This is a genomic window from Streptomyces sp. NPDC033178 (genome assembly GCF_055577685.1).
Genome location: NZ_JBVIPT010000035.1, coordinates 41,291 through 59,117, shown reverse-complemented (window position 1 = coordinate 59,117; position 17,827 = coordinate 41,291). Strand labels below are relative to the sequence as shown.

Here is a 17,827-nt window from a genome sequence, read left to right as displayed (position 1 = left end):
GGGGAGGGCGAAAGGCTTGGCGAAGAAGGATTTGTTTTTTCCTCCCCCCCCCCCGCCCCCCCCCCCCCCCCCCCCCCACTCCGCCCAGCTCACCCTATAGATCCAGGGGCGTGCGCCCAGCCAGCGGGTGGCTAATCGTCATGAGCTGTACCGGCCTCGGCGAAGAAGGGGATGGGCAGCGCCAGTCCCCTGAGCCGCATGATCCTTGAACATCTGCGCTGCGGAGGAAGCATCCGGTGATCAGCGAGCCCTTAAACTTCCCTTCCACAAGGGGGACCGCATGGCAGGCGTGGGGGAGAGCGTGGCAGAGACCGTGCAGCTGTCGGCGTTGAGTGAGCAGCTGGTTGGTATCGGGTTTGAGCGGCTTGCCCAGGGCGCGCCGACCATGCTGAGCATTTCCCTGTTCGCCCGCGAGCTGGCCTTCAACGCACCGGAGGGCTGGCAGAGCGAGCGCGAGCCGTCATGGGAGCAACTGGCCGCACGTGCTGGAGCGATTCTCGCCGATGGGCCGTTGTTCTTGGTGCCGACGTGGGAGCGAAGGACAACTCCGGACAGCCGCCGTGCAGCCGCTCCCGACTACTACGCCGAGGTCATGGCCTCGTGCCGCCCGCCTTCACCCGACGCCGTGATGGCGGTGCTGCTTCCGGCACACGGATGGGTCTCAGATCAACCCTGGGCGGCCGAGATGCGGACGAAGGTGGCCGAGCCCTGGGACACCCTGCTCGTGGTCTACGGGTCGGGCACGCTGACGCAGATGCATGCGAGTGTGGAATCGGCGGTTGTCTTCCTGCGGGCGCGAGGGCAGACCATGCCGGTACTGAAAGTCTTTCAGGTGCCGCGCCCCCGTCTCGACGAGACGGCTGTCGTCAAGGACTTCGAGCGGCTGCTGACCCGGCAGGGCGGCAGGGGAGAGCACGGCTACGTGCTGCGGGAAATACCCAGCCCGGAACGGGGCCTGTACTTCGATCGCTTCGACCCGCACATCCTCCAACGCCGCGAAGACCTGGCCGGCTTCGGAGCCGTCAACGCGCTCGGCGATCTCTTCACTTTCCACCTTGCTCCCTTCGGCGAGGCCCGCCTCGCCTACGTCGCGGTCACGCGCACTCGCCGTCGTCTCGACATGGGCGGCTTGTCCTGGATTCAGGAGCATCCTGATGGATGCCCTTTGCCGGTTCCGCACAACGAGCTGCGGAACCCGGCGGGTCCAGACGGCGGAGTACTTCCCGTGGGCTTCGGTTTGTAGCCGACTGCCGGCGGCGGATGCGATGTCAGAAGTGTTCCTGCATCAGGAAAGGGCCGGACCAGAAGAGTGTGGCTGCTGGCCCGGCGCCCCAGAATTGGAGATGCGCATGGTGACGCCGATGGCCGGTATTCGTTGCTGTTGTCGCTGTCGTTTGCTGTCCAAAAGTGATCGTTGACGGAGTGATCATGCCGTGATTGCCTGATCCGTCGAGACGGACTCAAGCGTCCGTACGACGACCTGGGGGAAATTTTGCACACCAGAACGAGAAGATCTCTGGCAGTGGTCGCAGCGTCAGTCCTCGCGTTACTTGTGCCCATCACGGCCAGTGCCGATACAACGTCTTCGGCTCGACCGGTATCCGCAACGGCGGATGACGGACGGACCGGCACCGGATTGGCTGCTCAGAAGGTAGGCGATCAGCCATCGGATTTCCAAGCTCTCCCTGAAACAGAGCAGGCTTCACCGCAGTCCAACTGTGCTGAGACAAAGCGCAACCTGAAGGCTCTCAGGGAGTCCGGCCAGAAGCGGGCCGTATGCTTCGAATGGCAGACCCCGCAGGAGCTCGCAAAGACGCAGGGCTCGTCAGCCTCGTCTGCGGCGAGCGTGGTGTGGTGCGGAGAGAAGGCAGAGAATCAGGTCTATGTGACGCGCGATTCCATTTGCTCGCGGCGTGGCGTTGTCATTGTCCTGATGGACACGGTCACAGGCATGATCTTCGGCAAGGCCTACGGCACCCTTGAGCAGGAGATCGACACCCAGAACACGAACCCCGAATTCTTCGAGTACATGAAGTTCGACCTCACATCGGCTGACATCACGTCGAGTGTGATGACAGTGAAGGTGGACGCGGTCTGCTCGCTCAACGCCAGCTGCAAGCAGAACGCAGACCCGTGGAACGCTCCTCGACCGATCACGGTCGGTGGGTCCATCGACGGCGGTTTCACCCGCCTGTGGACCGAGAACGCGGGGAACAAGTCCTTCCTCATCAGCTATGCGCTGACCGTCAACATCGGAGGGACGTACGGTACGGCCAGGTGGGGAGACGCGGGGGAGCCGAGCGCCGGCCAGTACATGGTGCGCTGCGACAAGGAGATCAACGGTTCCACCAAGGGGTGTGTCGTACCGGCGTTCACCCCCACCTTTGTGGTGGACCAGAAGTACAGTGAGGCCCGTCAGTTCATCGGCATGGTCCAGGCGAGCATGGCCACGCACCCGGGCTGGGAGGGCCGCGGGCAGCCTCTGCACCGCGAGTCGGACGAGAGCGTCGTGAGCAAGAACCGCGCCGTGGTCTGCGACAGTACGTTCAAGCCGCACACGAGTACTCCGCCGCCAGTTCAGTGCGACGAGTTCCCGTTCGCCAGGACGAAGGAGAGCGGCAGACAGTTGGGGGTCACCTCTGGAGCGTCCTGCCAGCAGTACATGGTCACCTCCCAGACCATCGAGGGCAAGCAGTACCTGTCTCTCACCTGGCCCGGACTCAACCAGGGCCAGATGCCTGCCGCAAACGCAAAGTGCGCCCGTGCCAGCATGCCGAAGAACCAGAATGAGGGCGTGGGCGGCGACCTCGGCAGGAGGACAGTGGAGTGGCGTCTCCTTGAGGGCGACGCCTACTGGGTGGACGCCGGCCAGCCGGTAAATTAAGATCCGCGCGGAATACGCGGTCCGGACGCTGTTCAGCGGTCCGGACCGCGCAGTGGTGGTTGGTTAATAAAACGAGGTAGCACCGTGAGCACCAGCATCTTCCCGAACTCGCAACTCTACGGAACCGGGTACTGTGCCCTCTTCGTTAGAGGGATTTCCCCCACCGAGCTTCTGGCCAGGGTGTCAGGAAGAGAGATTCAGCCGATTCCTTTGACCCGTCTCGAAGCAGATGCCATCAAAGCGCTCGGGGAAGACATTGACGAAGACGACGTCCCCGAGCTGAACATGGATGAATTGCACAGCAGCGGCATGCTCGACGGCACTGGTCCACTGCTGCGTGCCGGAACCCACGGCGACTGGTCCTTCGTTGTTGAGTCGGAAGGACCGTACCTTGCGAGTGACGAAATCCTCGCCTCCGTTTCCCGCGACGCAGTCGCCCTGTCTGTAAGACTGAGCGAAACAGGATCCACGTGGATCTCGTACGCGAAAAACAGCGAGATCCTCTCCTCCTTCGATCCGCTCTTCCCTCAGCATGACTACGGAAAGCGCCCGGCAACTCTTGAGGAACTCACCGGATTCCGGGAGGCTATCGACAGCGGGGACCGCTCAGAAGCTTACGAAAATGCAGTTCGGAAGATTCAACAGGAACTACGGTGCGCCGTGCCCCAAGAGGCAGACACCGCGCGCCTGCTTGCCGTCCGTATCGCTGGAGGGTATTGACGACGGGATCCTGCTATCCGCGCAGAGCGCGGCGCCGGGCTCTGCGGTTGTAGTGCCGTGGGCTGCCGCGTTCTGAGGCGTTCAGGCTGTTCAGCTCAAGGGCTTGGGCGCGCGCGGCGTGCTTGGATCAGCTTTCCGCCGTTGCATGTCCTGGTTGCTGAGCGCTCACAGTGCCTTAGTTCACCAGCTGTTTTGAAGCGAGGGTGTTGAAAGGCGGCGGGCCCGGTTCATGGGTGATGCTGGCTCGGGCGGCTGGTGAACTGCTCATGCGCCTGAGGGGCAGCCCGGCGAATTCGCAGGCCTACGCCGTCAACTGGCCCCGATGCGGTGTGGGCAGTTCGCCAACCACAAGCTCGCACGGATGCATCCTGTCGATTGGACTGATCAGGCCGGATAGTTGCCGTGGTGTGGGGCGAATACATCCGTGTTTTCCGATCATGGCTTGAAGTGGCCACGTCATGACGGTGTGTGTGGGAAACGTGTGCTGTCGTGCTCGCACTGTTGTCCTTCTGTGTGTACGTTGTGACGCCTCGTGTGGGGAGTGCGGTCTCACGTGCCTCGCGGGGTGCGTGAGCGTGCCTGGGGGAGGGCTCTGTGCGCATGCACAGCGAACGACTCGTCAGAGGACTGCTGTCGGCGCGCTCCAGAGCGATCGCCGCTGGAGCGCTGGTACTTGCACTGGCTGCGGGCACTGTCTCCGCACAAGCCCCGCCCGGCGCGGCGGCTTCCTCCCCGGAAGCGGCCCTGGCCAAGCCGCCGGCGGCCGCGCAGGCCGCGGCTGACCCAGTAGGCCCGAAGGCTGACGCGGCAGACGAGCCGACCACGAACGACGCCGTCTACGCCCACGATGCGGCCGGGCGTCTGGTCGGGGTGAGTGATCCTGACGGGCAGACCGCCCGCTACCGTTACGACGGGGCCGGCAACCGGCTCGGGATCGACCGCTTCCCGACGAGCCAGCTGTCGCTGCTTGCCGTCGTGCCCACGCGTGCCGCGGCGGGAGCCAAGGTGACGCTGTCGGGCACCGGCTTCTCCGCCGCGCCCGCAGGCAACACCGTTTCCTTCAACGGCAAACCGGCCGACGTGGTGAGCAGTACGGCGACGCGTGTGGTGGTGACCGTTCCCGACGGGGTGACGGCGGGGAGCGTGTCGGTCACCGTCGGCGGGACGACGCAGCCGTCGGCGGAAACATTCACGCCGACCGTGCCGCCGAAGCTCACGGGCATGACACCCGCAACCGGTGCCGCGGGGACGGAGGTTGTTCTCGCCGGGGCGAACTTCGCCGAGACCCGGACGAACAATGTGGTCCGTTTCAACGGCGGCATCGTCGCCGAAGTAACCGGCCAGTCTGCGACTTCGCTGACCGTGCGGGTGCCCCAGGGCGCAACAACGGGGCGCGTCACGCTGGACACGTCGGACGGACGTGCCACTACCGCAGGAGACTTCACGGTCCCCTTCACCGACGAGCAGCTGGAGATGTCGCTGCGGGCCGAGGCCACGGATGCACAGCCCACCCCGTTCGCGGTCACCCAGCCGGGCTTCCGGGCGCGCATCCTGTTCGACGCCAACCAGGGCGAAGACATCTCCCTTGCGCTGACCGAGTCGACGTTCCGCTCCGTGTCCGCGAAGCTCATCGACCCGCAGGGCACCCAGATAGGCAGCACCACCACCTACAACGGCGCGGCCTACGACTGGGACCTGCGTGATCTTCCGCTCTCGGGCACCTACGCCTTGCTCTTCGTCCCCGGCTCCAACGGCGTGGGATCGGCCAAGGCCACCCTGTCCTACCCCGTGGGCGGGAAACTGGACTTCGCCGCCGCCCCTGCCGCCACCGACATCCAGCGGCAGGGCCAGAACGGCCGCTGGACCTTCGACGCCACCGCCGGTGAACCCGTCAGCCTGGGCATCGACGCCCTCACCCTGCCCCAGACACTGACCGCCACCGTGTACGGGCCTAACGGGACCGAGGTCGACGACCTGACGATCGCGGCAAAGAACGTCGGCTCCATCGACATCAACCAGCCGGACAAGACAGGCACTTACCAGCTCGTCCTGGACCCCAGCAGCGCCGCCACCGGCACCGTGAAGGTGTCCGCCTCGCACTACGCGGACGCCGGCCAGCTGACCACCGACGGTGCGGCGACGAAGGTCACCATCGACCGCCCCGGCCAGAACGGCATCACGCGCTTCTCCGGCCAGAGCGGCCAGCGCCTCTCGCTCGCGGCGACCATCACCGGATTCGACACCCTGGCCGCGCTGGACATTCGCGGCCCCGACGGGAAACAGGTCGACAGCCTCAGCGCCGTGGGCGGACCCAAGGAATGGGACCTGGCCCCGCTCCCGGCCACCGGCACCTACCGCATCTACGTGGAACCATCCCGGCTGGGCACCGGCACCGTAACCCTCACCCTGTCCCGGCCCGTCAGCCTCCCGCAGCTGTCCAGCACTGCCACCGAGCCCGTCCGGGCCGTCATCTCCCGATTCGGCCAGGACGCCGAAACCACCTTCCCGGCCAGCACGGGCAACGACCTTTCTCTCGGCCTGACGTCCAACACCTTCACCGGCAACCTCTACGTCACCGTCCTCGCTCCGTCCGGCGCCGCCGTCATCGACGGCAGAGTCGTCGCGGCGGGCCAAGCGGCCTCCCTCACCCTCGGCGATCTGCCGGAGACCGGCACCTACCGCGTCGTGCTGGATCCCTTCCAGGACGCCACCGGCGCGGTCAGCCTCCTGCTGTCGGCGGATCTGCACAGCTCCCCGCCGCTTGACGGCGCCTCAGCACCGGTGTCGATCAACCGGGCCGGACAGCACCTCAGGGCCGACTTCACCGCCCCGCCAGGCGGCACCATCGGCATCGGCATCACCGACAACACCCTGACCGACACCCTCAACGTGGCGCTTCTCGCGGCAGACGGCACGGTGGCCGAAGACCTCGGCACGGTCACTCGCGCGAGCACCGGCGCGAAATACATGGCGGGCCTGATCCCAGGAGCCGCCTACACCCTGCTCCTGGAACCGAACAAGGCCGTCACCGGCTCCCTGACCCTGTGGCTGTCGAGCCCGGTCACCGCCGGAACCCTCTCCGACAGCGCCCCCACTGTGACCGGCAACCTCGCCCGGCCCGGACAGCAACTCGTCTTCCTCGTGCCCGCGACAGCTGGCAGCGGGAAGGCCGTGACCTTCACCAACAGCACCCTGGGATCCACCCGGATCGCCACCGAGACACCCGATGGCAGCATCACCAAGAACGCATCCACCCTCACCGCCGCCACCGGCGAGGTGGACCTGCGCGCCCCCCTGGCCGCCGGCACATACCGGGTACTGCTGCGTCCCGACAAACCCGTCACCGGCGCCGCCACAGCCACCCAGATCCGCGACATCGATGCGGGAGCTCTCATAGCCGGGGGAGCCAAACGGCCCGCCGCGATCACAGCCGGCGGTCAGAACGCCCACTTCACGTTCACCGGCACCCAGGGGCAGAAGGTCACCGTCACCACGGACACCCCGCCCTACGCCTGGGACCTGTCCGTCGCGAACCCTGATGGCACCTGGCTGGCCGACGCCCGTCGCATCACCCAGACCACCACCTCACTCATCCTGACCACCCTGCCGGCCACCGGCACCTACACCCTCACGGTGGACCCCTCCAACCAGGCCACCGGCACCCTTTCCGTCGGCATCACCGCCGCAGCCTCAGCGGCCACCTCACCGCAGCCGGTCCGGCCGCGCGACAACGCCATCACCGCCAGCGGCATGACCACCGGTCCGAAGGCCACCGGCCCCAAGGACCGGCCCGAAACGGAACGTCGCAGCGGTAGCGTGCCGACCGGCCCGGACACCTGGCAGCCCGGACAGGCTCAACTGGCCGGGCGCACCTGGAGTACCGGCCGGTCCCACACCCCAACCGCCCCGGCGCCACTGCCCGCACGGCGCGGCACGACCGCGCTCACCGGCCGGGTACTCAAACTCGACGGAAAACCACTCGCCGGCGTCATCGTCCGCATCGGCGGCACGACCCGGCGCACCGACACACGCGGCCGCTTCGTCCTCGACGGCCTCAAACCCGAGGCCACCACCCTCACCGTCGACGGACGCACCGCCAACACCCGCACCCGCCACTACGGCATCTTCGACATCCACATCCGCCTGCGCGACGGCCAAGCAACACGGCTGGGCTTCCCCGTATGGATGACCCCGCTGGACACCAAGCACACGGTCGCCCTCGACGCGCCCACACGCCACGACACCGTCCTGAAGACTCCCAAGATCCCCGGGCTGGAAGTACGCATCCCCAAGGGAAGCGTCGTCAGGGACCAGGACGGCAAACCGGTGACCGAACTGGGCATCACCGCCATCCCCATCGACCGGCCGCCCTTCCCACTGCCCAAGAACAGCGAAGTCCCCGTCTACTTCACCGTCCAGCCCGGCGGCACCTACGTCTTCCCCAAGGGCGCCCAGATCATCTACCCCAACTACACCCACCAACCGCCCGGGCAGCGCACCGACTTCATCAGCTACGACCCCAAAAAGAAGGGCTGGCACGTCTACGGACACGGCACCGTCTCCGCGGACGGCACCCAGGTCATCCCCGACGACAAGACCCGGGTCTGGCAGTTCACCGGGGCCATGATCAGCACGTCCGACCTGCTCCCGTTCGACATCCCTATGCTCGACGACGTCATCGACTGGCTCTCCGGCGACCCAGTCGACCTCGGCACCGGCCTGCTCACCGACGCCCGCACCGACCTCGCGGTCGCAGACGCCTTCTTCCCCGGCGAGGTGAACCGGACCTACTGGCAGGGGGACAGCCGCACCCGCGCCTTCGGAGTGGGCCGGGACCTCTCGTACAACATCAGCTTGTACGACACCTCCCAGAGGCGGCGGCAGTCCCTCGACATGATCTTTCCTGGAGGAAGGGTCGTCCCCTTCAAACGCACATCACCAGGTGACGGTTTCGTTGACGCCGTCTTCGAACCGCTCAGCAATGCCACAGCACTCCAAGGTGCAAAGATCACCGCGAGTTACGACGTCAACTGGGGGTTCTGGCGCCTACGCATGCGTGATGGCACCGACTGGTTCTTCCCGCAATACGGCCCGATGAACGGAATGCGGGACCGCTACGGCAACGTCCTGCGCTTCACCCGATCCAATGGCGGCCGCGGCGATTTGACACACATTGCCACGCCGACGGGTCGGTGGATCGACCTAGCCTACGACGACAAGCATCGCGTCACCTCAGCAAAGGACAATGCCGGCCGCGGTGTCTCCTATACCTACGACGCCGCCAGCCGCCTCGAGACAGTGACCGACCCGGCCGGAAAGACCAGCCGGTACACCTACGACGGCACAAGCAACCGCATCAGGACGGCGGTAGATGCCCGCGGCGTCACCTACATGACCAACGACTACTACGCGGACGGCCGGGTCGAAGAGCAGAGACTCACCGAGGGTGCGGCCTACTCTTTTGTTTACACCACCGGCACCGACGGCAAGATCACTGCCACCGAGGTCACGCAGCCGGGAGGTGCCGTCAGACGTGTGCAGTTCGGCACCGGTGGATTTGCCACCTCCGACACCCAGGCTCATGGCACCTCCCTTGCGCGCACGACTGCCTACCAGCGTGGCGGCACCAATCACCGCATCGAGAGAATCACCGATCCCTATGGGCGTCGCACCGACCTGACCTACGACGCCCAGGGACATGTCACCGCCACCACACAGCTCGCCGGAACGGCCAAGGCCCGTTCCTCTGGCACGACCACTTACCAAGGCCCTTTCGACCAGGTCGACTCTCTGACCGACCAGCTCGGCCACACCACAACCGTCGGATATGACGGCACCGGCCAACTGCAGAAGATCACCGACCCCGAAGGCCGCCCTCTGACGTTCGCCTTCACCCGCGAAGGCCAAGTCGAGACGGTCACGGACGCCTCCGGCGCCACCACTCGCTACACCTACCGGAACGGTGACCTTGTCTCCGTCACGGACGCGGAAGGCCACACCAGTAGCCAATTCACGGACGCGGCCGGTCGTCCCACTGCCGTGGCAGACCCCGCCGGCTCTGCCACCACGGTCACCTATGACGAGCTCAACCAGATCAAGCTGACGACTGACCCCCTGGGACACGCAGTCAGCTTCGGCTACGACGAGAACGGCAACCTGACACAGCTGACAGATGCCCGGCGCAACACGTCCACATGGACTTATGACAACGCCGACCGGCCCAAGACAGCAACCGACCCGATGGGAGCCCAGGCGGCTTTCGCCTACGACGGGACAGGCCAACTCGCCACGGTCAGCAACCGCTCCGGGCAGACGTCCACCGCCGCCTACGATCTGCTCGGCCGCCCCAAGGAAGCGAGCTTCGGCGTCACGGCGGGCACAGCCCAATCCAAGGTCACCTACGGCTACGACGACGCCGACCGGCTCAAGGAAATCAACGACACCCAGTCCGGCACCCAGACCTTCACCTACGACGACTACGACCGGCTCGATTCCACCACCGGGCCCACCGGCACGGTCACCTACGGCTACGACGCCGCCGACCGCCGCAAGCAGATGACGGCAGCCGGAGCCACCACGCTGTACGCATACGACGACTCAGGCGTCCTCACCTCCCTCCAGCGCGGCACCGACCAGATCACCTTCGACCTCGACACCGTCGGCCGGGAGCGAAGAGCGCACCTTCCCGGCGGCTTCACCCGCACCACCGGATACGACAAGACCGGCATCCCCACATCGCTGGACTACACCCGCGGCACCGCGAACATCGGAAACCTGACCTACGACCGGGACAACCGAGGTCTGCAGACCTCGCTGACCGGCAGCCTCGCCAACACCGCGCTGCCCGCCCCCGAGACAGGCACGGCCTTCGACAAGGACAACCGCATCACCACCTTCGACGGCCGGGACTTCACCTACGACAGGAACGGACAGCTCAAGACCGACGGGCTGCGCGCCTACAACTGGGACGCCCGCGGACAGCTCACCGGCCTCACCTCGCAGTCCGGCCAGCCCTCCGCGTTCACCTACGATCCCCTCGGCAACCGCACTGGTCTGACCACTTCCGGAAGCCAGAAGAAGTTCCTCACCGACGCCTCAAACCCGCTCATCGAGCAAAACGGCTCCGGCGACACCACCGCCACCGTCACCACGTCGGGACTGGATCAATTCCTCACCCGGACGGAGAACGGCAAGACCCAGATCTACCTCACCGACGCCCTGGGCACCGTGCGGGGCCTGGCCGACGACGACGGCTCCATTGCCACCCGCTACACCTACGACCCCGCAGGCCAGCCCACCCCCAGTGGCGCCACCAGCTCCAACCCTCACACCTTCACCGGCCGCGAAGACGATGGAACAGGGCTCCTCTACTACCGCGACCGTTACTACGACCCACAGACCGGCCGCTTCATCTCCCAAGACCCCATCGGCCACGAAGGCGGCCCCAACCTCTACGAGTACGCGCTGTCCTCCCCGACCGCCTACACCGATCCCACAGGAGACAGCCCGCTGTTCGCGGGCTGTGCTGTGGGCGGTGTGCTCGGAGGCGTCCTCGACTGGGGCGTACAACGACTGTCCGGACGCAAAGTGAACTGGGGACAAGTCGGTGGTGCCGTTGCGGTCGGATGTCTGGAAGGGGCCTTGGGGGCACGGGGGATGTGCACGCCAGGAAACAGCTTCACCACCGACACACCCGTCGTCATGGCAGACGGCACCCGCAAACCCATCCAGGACATCCGAATCGGCGAACAAGTGCTCGCCACTGACCCGGAGACCGGTGAACGCGGACCTCGCAAGGTCACCACACTCATCGCGAGCCAGGGAGAGAAACGCCTCGTCACCATCACCCTCCACACTAGCGGCCCAAGGGATACCAAGGCCACCTCTGTCACAGCGACGGAAGGGCACCCCTTCTGGGTGCCAGACCTGCGCCGATGGGTTGATGCAGGGGACCTTCACTCCGGCCAATGGCTGCAGACCAGCGCTGGCGCATGGGTCCAGGTAACCGCGGTCGAGCGGCGCACCGCCTCCGTCGAGGTCTTCAACCTCACAGTTGATGGTCTGCATACCTACTTCGTTGGAGTGGGCACGCAAGACCTCCTGGCTCACAACGCCACATGCCTCCTCGGGCGTAAGACAGACATTGAGGACTACATCGCCGCGAGGCCGGGCGGCGGGTTCGATGCCGACTTCCTCAACATCCGCGGCACTATGGCCAATGGAAAGAAGGGTGTTGGGGGATGGAACTGGACCCGTAACAAGCGCTACATGGATGATGCTCTGGCCAGCGGAACACCGATTCGGTTGGTCACCGATCCGAACAAGCCGCTGTATCGCGGAGGGAACGTTTACCAGCGGGAGCTTAAGTACTTGAGGGACAAGGGGTACGGATGGCGGCAGGTCGGCGACTACTGGGAAGTCTTCAGAATCCGCCCCTAGGTCGGACCGGCAGATGAGAGTTGGAAGGCGTGAATGGTCCCTGCAACGAGGCTCTTCTTCGCAGAGGTACGCGCGGCCTACACCGAGATTGCCGACAGCTTGCGACTGGCCGGCCCGAGTGAGACCGAGCGGGTCATGCCAGTCGTCACATACACGGGCAACGGTGCGGAATACCGGGTACGGCTTGATGCCGCGGAAGGAACCGTGGAGTGCAGTGTCAAGACCGAGACGGATTCGGTGATGCTCACGGTGGACATCGAGGCGCTGGCCGTTGCCGCGCAGGTTGTCGAGCGGCCGGGAGGGATCTCGCGCAGCGCCCGTAACCTGAAGCAGCTGAGGAAATCTCTGCTGGGCCAGGCAGAGTACGTCCGGCTCGTCCACCCGTTCCTTGCAGGAGCCGCAGCGGAGACCCTGATGCGCCGGGCCGGAGCCCGTGAGTGGCATAAAAGCGCGGATACATGATGCGGTGCCCAGTGGCCGTGACGGCTTCATTCACCGCAAGGTGCGGTCAGGACAGACGTTCATGTCGCTTTCCTGCCGGGCCACCAGACGAGGATTCAGCCAAGTGCGCTTCCTCTGCGCTCAATTGACAGCACCGCAACCCCGACGGCCTATACCTAGGAGGTTGGAGCTGGGTTCAGCTCGGCGCTGCAGTGCCGTATTGGCAGGCAACAGACCAGGGCAAGCACGGTCCCGACGAAAAAGAATGATGGGGGAGTCAGTGAGAAGGCGGACAGCCATACTCATACCATCCCTAGTCGTGCCCCTGGGCGCCGCAGGCCTAGCAGTTTCCGCCACAAGGAACGACGGCACACCGATGCCCACCGCGCCGGAGACTCTGCGCGATGTTCTGCCCCAACCCCACCTGGCCCTGGCGGCCCTGGACAGAAAACCCGGCACTCCGTTACGCCACGCCACGCGTGAACTGGCCGATGCCCTTCAGCAGGCACGTCGGCACAACCTGTGTGTGGATCTCGGGATCGGTCACTCAATGTTCACCGACGGGGCCACCCGCCCCCGGCAACTGCGGGCCATGCCTGCCTACCCTGGCGACGTGCTTGATCCGGCCCGCAGTCACGGAGACATCCTGATCCAGATCGCCGGCCCCACAGCCGAGAGGACCCGCACCGCCCGCAAACGGCTGCTGGCTGAACTCCCGGGCTGGACGGTGCGCTGGCAGGCCACAGGATTTCGGCCGGACAACCGGATCGAGAACAACAAGGCGCTCACGCGTAACCCCTTCCACTTCGAGGAAGGCTTCGGCAACCCGCCAGACCTCCGCAGTATCGCCGATACAGCCCTCGTGCGTGCTGACCAGAACGAACCGCCGTGGGCAGTCGGAGGCAGCTATCAGGTCGTACGGGTCATCGAGCTGGCCACCGAATTCTGGGAAAAGGATACTCTCGTCACACAGCAACAGATCATCGGCCGCCGCCGAGACGGTCGCTGGCTCGACGGCACACCCGCCAACGAACGCCCCGACTTCGCAGCCGACCCCCGCGGCAAGATCACACCCCTGGATTCCCACGTCCGGCTCGCCGCACCCGACCGCCGTAATCCGCCTCCTCTCGTACGTCGCGGTTACCGCTATGACCGAGGCCAGGGAAGCACCGGCATGCTCTTCTCCTGCTTCCAACGGGACTTGGCACGCGGCTTCGAAGCCGTGCAGAAGCGACTGCAGCACGAGTCCATGGCCCAATATCTCCTGACCACTGGTGGCGGGTACTTCTTCGTTCCGCCGCCCGGTAATTCCTGGACTGACGCACTGACTGATGAATGAAGCTGTCTGTCTGTGATGCGGGGGCGTGAGTCTGGAAAGACCGCGGGTCACGCCGGAGTGGCTGGTGGTGCCGGTGTTGAGTTCAGGTGCAGGGTGGGGTGAACGCGAGGCCGGTGAGGTGTTGTTGCCAGGCGTCGCGGGTGAGGGCGTCGCGGGTGGTGTTGCAGATGTGGCGTTTGTTGTCCTGGGCGTTCAGGTGCCACAGCCACACGGAGCCTTCCAGCGATCCGCTGGCCAGGGATCGGCCGTCCGGGCTGAAGGCCAGTGCGGACACGGGGTCCCGGTGACCGGTCAGGGAGCGGTCGACGTACGTCGGGTGGGCGCGGTCCGCGATGTCCCAGAGTTGCACAGCGGTGTCCCTGCCGCCGGTCGCCAGCAAGTGCGCGTCCCTGCTCACCGCTACGGTCAGTACGTCGCCTGCGTGGCCGGTGAGGGGCTTGCCGAGCGCTTTGGGGTTGTCTGGGTTGGCGACGTCCCACAGTCGTGCCTTCCCGTCGTGTCCGCCGCTGACGAGGGTTTGGCCGTCAGAGGTGAAGGCGAGGGACGACACCATGTCGGTGTGTCCCTTCAGGATTTGGCCGTGCCGGGGGTGTGCCGGATCGGTGACGTCCCACAGTCGGATGTGATGCAGACGGTTGGCGGTAGCCAGCGTCCGCCCGTCCGGGCTGAAGGCCAGCGCATTGTTCGTCTCGGGTTGACCGGGCAGGGGGGAGCTGAGAGGCCTGGCGTGGCGCGGGTCGGTGACGTCCCACAGTCGCAGCGTGCCTCTCTGGTCGAGGCTGGCCAGGGTGTGCCCGTCCGGGCTGAACCGCACGGCCTGAAGCGTGGCGGTGTGTCCGGTGAGGGGTTTGCCGAGCGGGGTGAGGCGCGGCAGGTCGGTGGCGTTCCACAGCCCGACGGTGAGTTTGTTGCCGCCGGCCAGGATCCGTCCGTCCGGGCTGAGCGCGATGGCTGGTCCGGTTTCGGCCTCTGTGGGTGAAGGTTTGGCCGTATTTGTGGTCAGTAGCCGGGGGCGGAAGGGGTCTTTCAGCGTCCACACGCTGGCTACCCCGAGGGCTGTGCCGGCCACCAGGAAGGGACTTCGTGGGCTGAAGGCCAGTGTGAAGGCGCCCGTGTCGTTGTCCGGCAGGGCTGTGGGGAGGGTCCACAGCATGATCGCCCGGTCATCTGCACCGCTGGCGAGCGTCTGCCCGTCAGGGTGGAACGCGACCGCGTTGACCGGCGCGGTGTGGCTGTTCAGTGGCCTTCCCCCGGGTGCGGGGTACTCCGGCTGGTCGACGTCCCAGAGACGGACGGCACAGTCCTCCGAGCCGCTGGCGAGCGTGTCGCCCGCCGTGTTGAAGGCCACTGACCGGACGGCCCCGGTGTGCCCGGTCAGCCGCTTGGCCAGCGCCTTCGGGCGGTCGCGGTTGCTCACATCCAAGAGCCTGATGGTGCCGTCGGAACCGCCGGTGGCCAGGGTGTCGCCGTCCGGGCTGAAGGCTGCGGACAGCACTGAGCCGAGGTCGGCGGCGTTCACCGGCGTGCCCAGGGCCGTGGGCTGGCCGACCACGTCCCAGAGCCGGATCTCGCCGTTCGTGTCGCCGGTGGCCAGAGTGTTGCCGTCCGGGCTGTACGCCAGGGCAGAGGGGAAGTACCCCGGGTAGGTGGCGAGTTGCTCGGCCGGCGGCTGTGCCGCCCCGGTGGGCCCCACTTGCCACAGCCGTAGCTTCCGGTCCCCGCTGACCACGGCGAGGGTGCGGCCGTCCGGGCTGAAAGCCGCGGTCATCGCGGCACTCTTGAGGGATGCCAGGGGGCCGCCCAGGGCTGTGGGCCGGGCCGGGTCGGCCACGTCCCACAGCCGCACCGTGCCCCGGCCGCCGTACGCGCCGCAGGCCAGCAGGTGCCCTTTGGCGGACAGGGCCACCGTCGTGACCGTCTCGGCGCCGCACTTCAGGGGCGTGCCCAGGGCCTTGGGCCGGGTCGGGCGGGTCACGTCCCACAGCCGGACTGTGCCGTCGCCGCCACCGCTGGCCAGCAGCCGTCCACCCGGACCGTACGCCACCGTCCGCACCACGCCCTCGTGCCCGGTCACCGGTGTGGCCAGCGGTCCGTTCGCGTCGGAGATCAGGTGCAGACGTACGGCGGCGTCCGGGCGCATGCGGTGGGCGACCAGGTCGAGTTGGGCTGCGAGTGCGGCCTCGGGGAAGCGGACGTTGTCGGCCTCCGCAGTGATGCGCTTGAAGATCGCGTCGTCGCGCTGGTCGCGTGCGGTGGCGCGTTGCTGCAAGGCGACGACGGCGGCGAACGAGGCGATCAGGGCGAGCGCCGTCACGACTGTGATCAGCGTGCGGCGCAGGCGTGTGGCCCGCCGCTGGTGCTGCGTCGAGGTGGTCAGGAAGCGTGCCGCGGTCGCCCTGAGGCTCTCCCGGCGAGGGCCGTCGGCCCAGGCGCGGACGGCCTCGAGGCGGTGACCGCGGTAGAGCAGCCCGGTGTCGTGGTGTGCCTTGAACCAGTCGGCCGCGGCCTCTTCGAGCTGTTGGTGGGCAAGGTGCCCGGCCCGGTCGGTGTCGATCCAGCGGCGTAGCCGCGGCCAGGCATGAAGGAGCGCCTCGTGGGTGATCTCGACGCTGTCGCGGCGCCGGGTGAGGAGGCGGCCGCGGGCGAACGACTCGATGACCGCGGCCGTGGCGGCCGGATCCTTGCCGATGGCCTGCAGTTGGTCGTGGGGGAGCGGGCGGCGGGTGTCGTCGAGGCCGTCGCCGAGCTTGACCAGGCGCAGGAAGACGGTGCGGGCGGCCTGTTGCGCGGCCGGTTCCAGAGCGGTGAACAGGCGCTCCGCGGTGGTGGCGACGGCCTGGTGGATGCCTCCGGTGGTGCGGTAGCCGTCCACCGTGAGGGTGTGACCGTGCCGCTGCTGCCAGGTGACGCGCAGCGCGTGCGCGAGCAGCGGCAGCCGGCCCGACTCGTAGTTCTCCGTGGGCAGCGTCGATGAGTTTTCTGCGAGGGGCAGATCATGTTCGTCCGCAAGTGAAAGGCCGTTGGTGTCTGTGCGGAACGTGGGGATCCCGAGGTCGCGCAGCAGCAGCTCGACCAGGCCGGGCTCGATGTCCAGGCCCACCGAGCGGGCCGGGAAGAGGATCGCCTGCCGCAGCTCCGCCTCGGTCAGCGGCGCGACCAGGACCTGGCCGTGGCTCAACACGGCCCGGAGCTGCGGGTATCGGGCACAGGAGGTGTAGAAGTCCGAGCGGAGCCCGAAGACCACCAGGGCCGCCGGAGGGCCACCGCGCGGGTCGGCGAGGGCGAGTGAGGACAGCAGGTCGAGAAAGGCATGCCGGTCCGGCTCGCTCTCGCACGCGGTGAACAGCTCCTCCAGCTGGTCCACCACGATGACCAGACGGTGGTCCCGCAGGCGTTGACCTTGCCCGTCGACCGCAGCGCCCAGGGCGGCACGGGCTGCCGTCGCCCACGACCGCGACACGGCCGCACCGGGCCCGGCCACCTGCCGTGGGTCCAGGACCAGCGCGTCCGCGAGCCGGGTGGTGAGCATCCTGACTGGATCGGCAGTGGGCGTCAAAAGCAGGCGTGGCCAGCGGGCCGAGCCTGGCACGGGTAGCGCCCCCCGGGCCAGGGCGGGGAGCAGCCCGGCCTTCAGCGCCGAGGTCTTACCCGCCCCGGACGGGGCGACGACAGCCAGGGCCCCGCCCCCGCGCAGCCGTTCGTCAAGACGGCTCAACAACTCGGCGGTGAGCCGGTCCCGGCCGAAGAACCACTGGGCCTGCTCTCCCTCGAAGGCGGGCAGACCCGGGTAGGGGCAGTCATGGGCGCCGACCTCGTCATCGAACACGACCCGGCGGGCACCGACGGTGCCGTCCGCGTAGTGCAGATGTAGATCGCGCTCGGCGATGTGCTGCTCCCGCCCCGCCTGGTAGATCCGGGCAGAGCCGGACGCCGTGGCCTCGAATCGCTGCGGGTGGCCGGGATCCTCGTTTGGACCGGACGCCCCAGCGGGGTCACCGGGCACC

The 17,827-nt window shown here is 66.9% G+C and carries 6 protein-coding genes and 1 pseudogene; 6 read left to right on the top strand and 1 reads right to left on the bottom strand.

The annotated features are described in order from the left end of the window. Window positions 1-1,069: 1,069 nt before the first annotated feature. The 6 genes and pseudogenes from ACZ5VQ_RS47560 to ACZ5VQ_RS47535 form a co-directional block, all read left to right on the top strand. Window positions 1,070-1,243: pseudogene (locus ACZ5VQ_RS47560) on the top strand (DNA helicase); the annotation flags it as partial. A 690-nt stretch (window positions 1,244-1,933) separates the two neighbouring features. Further along, a complete protein-coding gene (locus ACZ5VQ_RS47555; RefSeq protein ID WP_469110463.1) occupies window positions 1,934-2,884 on the top strand; it encodes a hypothetical protein in 951 nt (316 codons plus the stop codon). Between the two features lie 84 nt (window positions 2,885-2,968). Beyond that, the gene (locus tag ACZ5VQ_RS47550; RefSeq protein WP_469110462.1) at window positions 2,969-3,604 is read left to right on the top strand and encodes a DUF6461 domain-containing protein; all 636 of its coding nucleotides are present in this window, start codon (window positions 2,969-2,971) and stop codon (window positions 3,602-3,604) included. Between the two features lie 600 nt (window positions 3,605-4,204). Continuing rightward, complete coding sequence (locus ACZ5VQ_RS47545; protein WP_469110461.1) at window positions 4,205-12,043, top strand: RHS repeat-associated core domain-containing protein; 7,839 nt, start codon at window positions 4,205-4,207, stop codon at window positions 12,041-12,043. A 33-nt stretch (window positions 12,044-12,076) separates the two neighbouring features. Beyond that, window positions 12,077-12,505 (top strand): hypothetical protein, encoded by a 429-nt coding sequence (locus tag ACZ5VQ_RS47540; protein WP_469110460.1) that lies wholly within the window; start codon window positions 12,077-12,079, stop codon window positions 12,503-12,505. Window positions 12,506-12,860: 355 nt separating this feature from the next. Next, on the top strand, window positions 12,861-13,823 hold the full coding sequence (locus ACZ5VQ_RS47535; RefSeq protein ID WP_469110459.1) for a Dyp-type peroxidase: 963 nt from the start codon (window positions 12,861-12,863) through the stop codon (window positions 13,821-13,823). A gap of 82 nt (window positions 13,824-13,905) precedes the next feature. Here ACZ5VQ_RS47535 and ACZ5VQ_RS47530 read toward each other — a convergent pair whose 3' ends face one another. After that, window positions 13,906-17,826: an NACHT and WD repeat domain-containing protein gene (locus ACZ5VQ_RS47530; RefSeq protein WP_469110458.1), complete on the bottom strand. Its 3,921-nt coding sequence runs from the start codon at window positions 17,824-17,826 to the stop codon at window positions 13,906-13,908. Window position 17,827 lies beyond the last annotated feature (1 nt).